The organism is Pseudobutyrivibrio sp. 49, assembly GCF_900100545.1.
Taxonomy (GTDB): domain Bacteria; phylum Bacillota; class Clostridia; order Lachnospirales; family Lachnospiraceae; genus Pseudobutyrivibrio.
The window spans coordinates 40,872-48,163 of record NZ_FNDP01000021.1 but is presented as its reverse complement, the minus strand read 5'-3'; the positions used below and the strand labels follow the sequence as shown (position 1 = coordinate 48,163).

Genomic DNA, 7,292 nt, shown 5'->3' with positions numbered 1-7,292 from the left:
TGAAACCTCTGTGAGACCTCCACGCTTAAGGTGCACGCTCTTTCTCTCCATATATCCGCCACATTTACTCTGCTACTACAAATGTGATAGTTATTAGACTTCGTTGTTCCTTGCCAACTTATCTCTCGTAGCCTAGCCTTATATGTGATTTCTGTCCGTCGGACCGGAGATTTGCTTACAGCTTCCTTCAGATTCCACCTCACAATGGACACCCTTGCTGTTCGGCTATACACTTCCCACTATCTGGGCATGTTCGGGACTTTCACCCATTAGAGCGCGCCCATGGCGCGCAAACAAGGAAAAGAGAACTGCCAAAACGACAGTCCTCTGTATGCAACAAAAACTATATATGTCTTACCACTTCAAATCTTTGAAGCTTTACTTCTTCATCTTCTCTAATGCCACCCTTTTGACGGGCTATTGCTATCTGCTGTTCCACAGAATCAACCCCTTCCAAATCCGGAAGCAACAAACCTCTGCGATGTCCTGCGCTAACAATTACGCCATATCGTTTTACATCAAGCTGTGATGGAGAATCGATATCCTCAGGGGCTCCAAGCACATCCACATTTACATCGAGATATGGAAGCTCCTCTGGCCCGATTGGGTTAAATCTAGGGTCCCTTGTGGAGGCACTTATTGCATTTCGTATAATTTCCACCGCCACGTTTTCCGCAGTAGGCATGATGGTACCGATACAACCACGCAGTCTTCCTGTCTTATGAATGGACACAAAAGCTCCTGCCTGTTTTTCAAGCATCTCTGCTGGAAGGCCCTCTGGAACATCTATTATCTTGCCATGCATAATAAAGCTTTCAAGTGATTTCCTTGCAAGCTTTACATAATCATCGGAATTAGCAACTTTCTTTTCCAGCTCACCCTTAAGTTTATCCATAAAAATATCTCTAAAGTTACGGTTGTCATCCTCGCCCTTTGGATAGAACGAGGCTATGCCATAACCAACACCTGTCACATCCTCATGAGAGTACACCTTTGCTTCGACATTTATTCCATCAAGCGCACCAGCCATAATCACAAAGGAACGATGACCGCACTCAGCTGCTTTATCACACAAATCCTCGCTAAAATCAAACATTTCATCAAAGGCAGCACGCCCAGCCACATCCATAATCTTTGCATCATAGACAGGACCTTCCTTTGCGAAGCCATAAGGTCCACTTGGTTGGAGCTTATGAGATAAATCTCCGCTTGCAACAAAAACCACCTTGCGACCACAGTCATTTACTGCTCTTTGAATTAGCTGGCCCAAATGATAATGGTCGAACAGGCTAAGACCAGACAGACCGATACGAACTATCTTTCCACCTTTGTATTTATTTCGAATGAACCACAGTGGCACCATTGTTCCATGGTCAAGCTCTGGATCCTTTTCACCTAAATCTCCAGCTGAGAATTCTTCTTTATCTGCAAGCAGGCAGATTCTATCTCGGAGTTCTTCGTCATACTGTTCCTCAAAAGTCACCTGAGGTGCGTTGAATCTTGCAAAGCTCCCTCTGGCACCATGTCCTGGCGAGATATGAAAATAATCTGAGTACATAATGCTATGAGGGCTGGTGATGATGATTGTCTCAGGCTCAAGCTTTGCAATCTCATCTGCCACAGCTTCATAAGAATTAATAGTTTTCCGAACGATTTCCTCGCCGCCTCTGCCTACAGCAGGAACTATCATAGGCGGATGTGGAACCATAAATGCAGCTAAAATCCCCATCTTTTTCCTCCCAATCAATTAGCAGTTACCTGTATAAACGTACCTCAAATTTTTCTCTGCAATACTCTTTAAATGATAAACCTTATCCACTGGAGTAGCATCCCTGTCTGTCATATGAAATCTAGGGAAAAACCTTGATAGATGAAGTGGAATCTCCTCAGACAATGATGCTATCCACTGACTAAGTTCAAGTATTTCCTCATCGCTATCATTTTCCCCTGGAATAATCAGCGTAGTAAGCTCTACATGAGAATACTTCACAGCCTCAGTGATAAAATCCATTACCATCTGCCGATTGCCCTTCAGCAGCTCTTCATAATAACTGTCAGTAAAGCCCTTTAAATCTATATTCATGGCGTCCACATACTCAAACAATTCTCCAACTGTATCAACATCAGCCATTCCGTTTGAAACCAGTACAGTTTTTAATTCTCTTTGCTTAAGCAGCTTCGCTGTATCCAGAATATATTCATAGGAAATCAATGGTTCATTATAGGTAAAGGCAACACCGATATTTCCGTTTTTCTTCTGGTCTTCTGCAATTTCTGCCAACTCTTCTGGCGAAACATATCTGGCTTCACGCTTTGTGTATGTCACCTCATCAGACCAGGATATCTGATAGTTTTGACAAAATGGACAGCGTAAATTACAGCCATAGCTTCCAACAGATAATATCCTGCTTCCAGGGTAGAATCTGTTAAGTGGCTTTTTCTCGATTGGATCTAGTGCAATAGATGTAAGCATTCCATAATTATCTGGAACTACTTTTCCATCCCTGCAGGTTCTCACTCCACAGAAGCCAAAGCCCCCTTCTGAAATTTTACAATGTCGATAACATACCCCACATTCTGCCATTGTATACCCCACTTATATTCTTTACATACTATCATTATACTCTTTTAAAATTTTAAGATGTATAATATTAATACTATTGACATTATCATAGGAGAAGGTATATCATATCGAACACAATTAAATTAAGCAAAATGTTTTAGAGGTTTTTAATGGGTAATGAGAATTTTGATATCCAGTCCTATATGACAAAGGGCGTGGAAAGAGTTGTTAAGGATGCAGTTAGAGCCACTTTGAAGAATCCTGCTGAAAGTATTTTCATGGCAAAGTTTGCAATGGCTTCGAAGAAGGCTTCAAATGTCAGAAAAAAATATAAGGATGAAGGATTGCATGTTCCTCCATTTTTGATTGCATCAATTACAAGCAGCTGTAATCTTCATTGTGCAGGCTGCTATTCCAGACAGAATGAGGCTACAAAGGATTGTGAGCCAGTAAATCAGATGTCAGATGAAGAATGGTTAAAGATTTTCAACGAGGCTGAGGAATTAGGAATCAGCTTTATTCTTCTTGCTGGTGGAGAACCACTTCTTAGAAAAGGTGTTATCAAAGCTGCAAGTAATATTCCAAATATTCTTTTTCCAATATTCACAAATGGTGTGTTTATAAGCGATGAATATTTTGAGATGTTTGATAAGAACAGAAATCTTGTGCCTATCATGAGTATAGAAGGTCATAAAGAAGCTACCGACAACCGCAGAGGTGAAGGCATTTACGACAAGTTAATTTCAAATATGGAAACCTTTAAAAAGAAGGATTTGATTTTTGGAAATTCAGTAACAGTTACCACTGAAAATTATGAAGATGTTTTATCAGATGATTTTATTCAAATGCTTGGTGGCTATGGCTGTAAAGCTGTTATATTCGTCGAATATGTCCCTGTCTCAGATGAGAGTAAGGATTTAGCATTATCAGAAGCACAGGAAGAACAGCTTAGAGCACGTATTGCAGAGCTTAGAGAAAAGTATGAGGAGATGGTATTCATCTCATTCCCTGGAGATGAAAAATCATCCGGTGGATGCGTGGCTGCCGGAAGAGGATTTTTCCATATTAACTCTCACGGCGGGGCAGAGCCATGTCCTTTCTCTCCTTATTCAGATACAAATGTAAAAGAGGCTTCCCTAAAGGGTGCTATTTCTTCAAGACTGTTCAAGGTACTTCAGGATACAGATATCCTTAAGGATGACCATGTAGGTGGATGCGTCCTCTTTGAAAAGCGCGACCAGGTACAGGCTATTTTAAATTCATAGATAAAGAAAGTGGCTCAGGAAAACCCGAGCCATTTTTTTATATAGCCTCTTGCTGAACTTTGGCTAATATTTCATTAATTCCATTTATCTGATCATGGTTAAGGAAGTTCTTAACAAAATCTGCATGAATCAATTTGCAGTTATAGTTTTCCACTTCCTCTTTTGTTCTATCCATGTAAATATCCTGTAGAAGTGACATAACGCCTCTTACAACCACGGATTCACTGTCGGCCTCAAAAGAGAATTTATTCTCCACCCAATCGGTTTTGAGCCATGTGTTTACCTGACAGCTCTTAACAAGATTATCCTCATTCTGCTCTTCCTCTGGAAGCTCCTGCAACTCATCTGCACATGCTGTGATAAGGGCGTACTGATTGATTCCTGAGCCAATCTCAGCAAAATCATTGATAATCTCTCTCTCAACATCTTCCATGGACATTCTTCCACATTCTGTTCTTCCTTCCATGGCAGATACAGATAAGATTTCCTTCATACAATCAACAAAATAAAGAATCTCTTCCATTGTGTTGTAAGGTGCAATCGAAACTCTTACGATACTCTCTGCCCCCAAAGCACGAAGGTAATTATGAGCACACATGTGTCCACTTCTAACAGCAATGTTGTAGCTGTCTAACATTTTGCATACATCGTAGGAATGAAGCTTATTAGTTGTAAATGAGAGACAACCGAAACGCTTATCAGGTTTTCCTAATATATTAATACCATCAATTTTTCCTAACTCTTCCTCAAGCTTCTTCATAATAGAAGCTTCGGACTCCTCAATTACTTCTTTGCCAATATTCTTCTCAGCATCAAGCCAAAAATCAATAGCAGCACCCAGTCCAATTACTCCTACATAATTAGGTGTGCCAGCCTCGAACTTTCTTGCTCCATCAAAAAATACTGCATCGTCGTGGTATACCTGATAAACTATTCCGCCGCCAAAGTAACCTGGTCTAAGCTTGTCCTGAAGCTCCTTCTTTACATATAAAACTCCTGTACCAGTTGGGGCTCCAATCTTATGACCAGAAAAAACATAAAAGTCTGGACCAAGCTTTGAAATACTCTTTCTTCCGTGCACTACTCCCTGTGCACCGTCTATCAAAACCAGTCCATTTGTTTTTTCACGAGTAGATTTAATGATTCTATCTACTGAATTTTTAATTCCTGTTACATTAGAACATTCTGTAACAGAAACTATCGCTACCTTTTCAGAAAGCATATTTTCGAAGGCATCATAATCAAGTGTTCCATCAGCCAAAACTGGAATGATTTTAAGAGTTGCCTTCTTTCTTTTTGATAATGCCAGCCATGGTAAAAAATTAGAATTATGCTCCATCTCTGAAACAATTATCACGCTGTCCTCAGAAATGAGATGCTCTACCATCTGTGCAGCCATATTTACTGAGCCTGTTGTACCAGATGTGAAGACTATTTCCTCTGGATATTTGGCATCAATAAATTCTCTGGTTTTCTCCCTTGCTTCCTCATAATAATCGGTAGCTTTTTCGCTTAATGCATGAATTCCTCTATGGATATTGGAATTACTGGTGTGATAAAAATCACATATGCTTTCCAACACACTTTCAGGAACCTGCATAGTCGCACTGTTGTCCAGATACGTGTAATTCGCACCTGCCACACCAGAATCCAGCAACTTGAAATTCCGGCGCAGTTCCTCCATTGTTTTCATAATTTATTCTCCTAATATATATATTTGCTCAAGGATGTTTTGAAATCATTTTTCGGGTCACAAACATTCTAGCAATATAGGAGATTTCATTAATCTCGAGCAACCGCAAGAAGTATACTATCACACTATTTAACTACGTGATATAATAATTTGTTGATTAAACAATAATACTCACTGTTTATTACAAAAACACCAAGTAGGTCTCATCTTCTATTATGTTATAACCTAATACTCTCTCAATAAAACGGCCAGCTAGTAGAAAATTATATTGAATGGCACCTCAAAAACATCTATTATTAGTATCGTACATTTCATTTTAAGGGGATTAGTTTATGAGTAAAATTGATAGACGTTTCATCGTAATTCTATTATTAATTTCAACAGTACTTACTCTGTTTTTTACCTATAGAAAAATGGACTACAATGTTGATGAGGTTTGGACCTTTGGACTTGCCAATAACATTGGCAGTATTTGTCCTGACATCGAATTCGGAAAGAAGTATTCGGGCGAAGGTTTTTATAAAGACTTTATGGAAGTTAGCCCAGAGAACACCTTTAATTATGGTAATGTTTTAAGTAATCAGGCTAACGATGTTCATCCTCCACTCTATTATTTTTTCATCCATACCATTTGCTCTATATTTAAAGATTCCTATAGCTTGTGGTATGGCATTGCAGTAAATATCTTTTGGATGTTTTTGATTATCCCAATACTTTACTTACTTGGTAAAGAGCTGACTCACGATAGTCGAAAGACTTTTGGATTTATTCTTGCTTACACTACAAGTATGGCTTTTATGGATACTGTTCTTCTTATAAGAATGTATGCACAGTTCACCTTCTTTACTATTTTGCTGGCATACCTTTTTAAGAAATATTGGGACAAAACTCTAGATAAAGGATTCTATCCTGCATATTTTGTCATTACCATTCTGGGAATGCTTAGCCATTACTATTTTGTAATTTTCCTATTTTTTATTTCTTTAGCTTTTGGAATACATTTAATACTTGAGAAAAAATATAAAGAACTAAGGAATTGTATTCTCACAGCCTGCGGATCGGCAGTTGTTTATTTATTGTTATGGCATCATATATTTAATCACATCTTCAGAGGAGGAAGAGGTCGCCAAGCCTTAAGCTCTGCTGCCTCCATTGATGTAACCTCAATAATATTTGCCATCATTGCAATTATTAGTTTGGCTGTCGTTATAAAGATGGGCAAAGAAAAATACACCTATAGTACAGCTCTTCTCCTTTGCGGCTTGCTTTACGTTTTAGTTGTTCTTAAGGTTGCACCATTTTACAGTTTCAGATATTGGATGCCAATAGTATTTATTCCTTTTTATTTGGTGTTTGATATTGTAGATTCTATAATTGTAAATAGAACAAAAACCAGTTATCGTAAATACGTATCTTTCTCTGTATTCCTTCTGATAAATATAATCAGCTTTGCAGCACTTGGCTTTCATACTTCAAAAGATTTTTATTCGCGTGAGTATGAAAAGTTGTTATCGAATATAGAAGGTAAAGATTGTATTTTCTATATTGAGGAGGACTGGGAGGCGCTTTGTTATTTTGTGCCAGCTCAAAAGGCTAGCTCATATATCTTTGTAAATCCAGACACCTTAGATTTGGTCAAGGATATGGATGAAAGCTATATTTTCTCAACACGCTATGAAAATCTTGATAAAATTGAAATCAATAAGGATATGAAACCGATTTACAATCCTCAATATGCACTACAATACTATGAGGTGAATCATTAGGTAAA

At 38.5% G+C, this 7,292-nt stretch carries 5 protein-coding genes; 2 read left to right on the top strand and 3 right to left on the bottom strand.

Features of this window, described 5'->3' with window-relative positions:
- Positions 1-343: 343 nt before the first annotated feature.
- Both amrA and amrS read right to left on the bottom strand, forming a co-directional pair.
- Entirely contained in the window at positions 344-1,729 is a 1,386-nt protein-coding gene (gene amrA, locus BLP54_RS13570; RefSeq protein WP_090170555.1) for an AmmeMemoRadiSam system protein A, read from the bottom strand.
- An 18-nt stretch (positions 1,730-1,747) separates the two neighbouring features.
- Positions 1,748-2,584 carry an AmmeMemoRadiSam system radical SAM enzyme gene (amrS, locus tag BLP54_RS13565; protein WP_090170553.1) on the bottom strand — a complete coding sequence of 279 codons (837 nt, stop codon included), beginning with the start codon at positions 2,582-2,584 and terminating at the stop codon, positions 1,748-1,750.
- A gap of 149 nt (positions 2,585-2,733) precedes the next feature.
- Here amrS and BLP54_RS13560 point away from each other — a divergent pair, with 149 nt between their 5' ends.
- On the top strand, positions 2,734-3,828 hold the full coding sequence (locus tag BLP54_RS13560) for a radical SAM/SPASM domain-containing protein (RefSeq protein ID WP_090170551.1): 1,095 nt from the start codon (positions 2,734-2,736) through the stop codon (positions 3,826-3,828).
- Positions 3,829-3,865: 37 nt separating this feature from the next.
- Here the strand turns inward: BLP54_RS13560 and BLP54_RS13555 are convergent, their stop codons facing one another.
- Positions 3,866-5,521, bottom strand: a complete 1,656-nt coding sequence (locus tag BLP54_RS13555; RefSeq protein WP_090170550.1) for an aminotransferase class V-fold PLP-dependent enzyme — start codon at positions 5,519-5,521, stop codon at positions 3,866-3,868.
- 332 nt (positions 5,522-5,853) lie between these two features.
- Here BLP54_RS13555 and BLP54_RS13550 point away from each other — a divergent pair, with 332 nt between their 5' ends.
- Complete coding sequence (locus tag BLP54_RS13550; RefSeq protein WP_090170548.1) at positions 5,854-7,287, top strand: glycosyltransferase family protein; 1,434 nt, start codon at positions 5,854-5,856, stop codon at positions 7,285-7,287.
- Positions 7,288-7,292: the final 5 nt, after the last annotated feature.

What these genes read in the sequence shown, in the direction of transcription:
- amrA (WP_090170555.1), bottom strand. Translation starts at nt 1,729, where the DNA reads ATGGGGATTTTAGCTGCATTTATGGTTCCACATCCGCCTATGATAGTT.
- amrS (WP_090170553.1), bottom strand. Translation starts at nt 2,584, where the DNA reads ATGGCAGAATGTGGGGTATGTTATCGACATTGTAAAATTTCAGAAGGG.
- BLP54_RS13560 (WP_090170551.1), top strand. Translation starts at nt 2,734, where the DNA reads ATGGGTAATGAGAATTTTGATATCCAGTCCTATATGACAAAGGGCGTG.
- BLP54_RS13555 (WP_090170550.1), bottom strand. Translation starts at nt 5,521, where the DNA reads ATGAAAACAATGGAGGAACTGCGCCGGAATTTCAAGTTGCTGGATTCT.
- BLP54_RS13550 (WP_090170548.1), top strand. Translation starts at nt 5,854, where the DNA reads ATGAGTAAAATTGATAGACGTTTCATCGTAATTCTATTATTAATTTCA.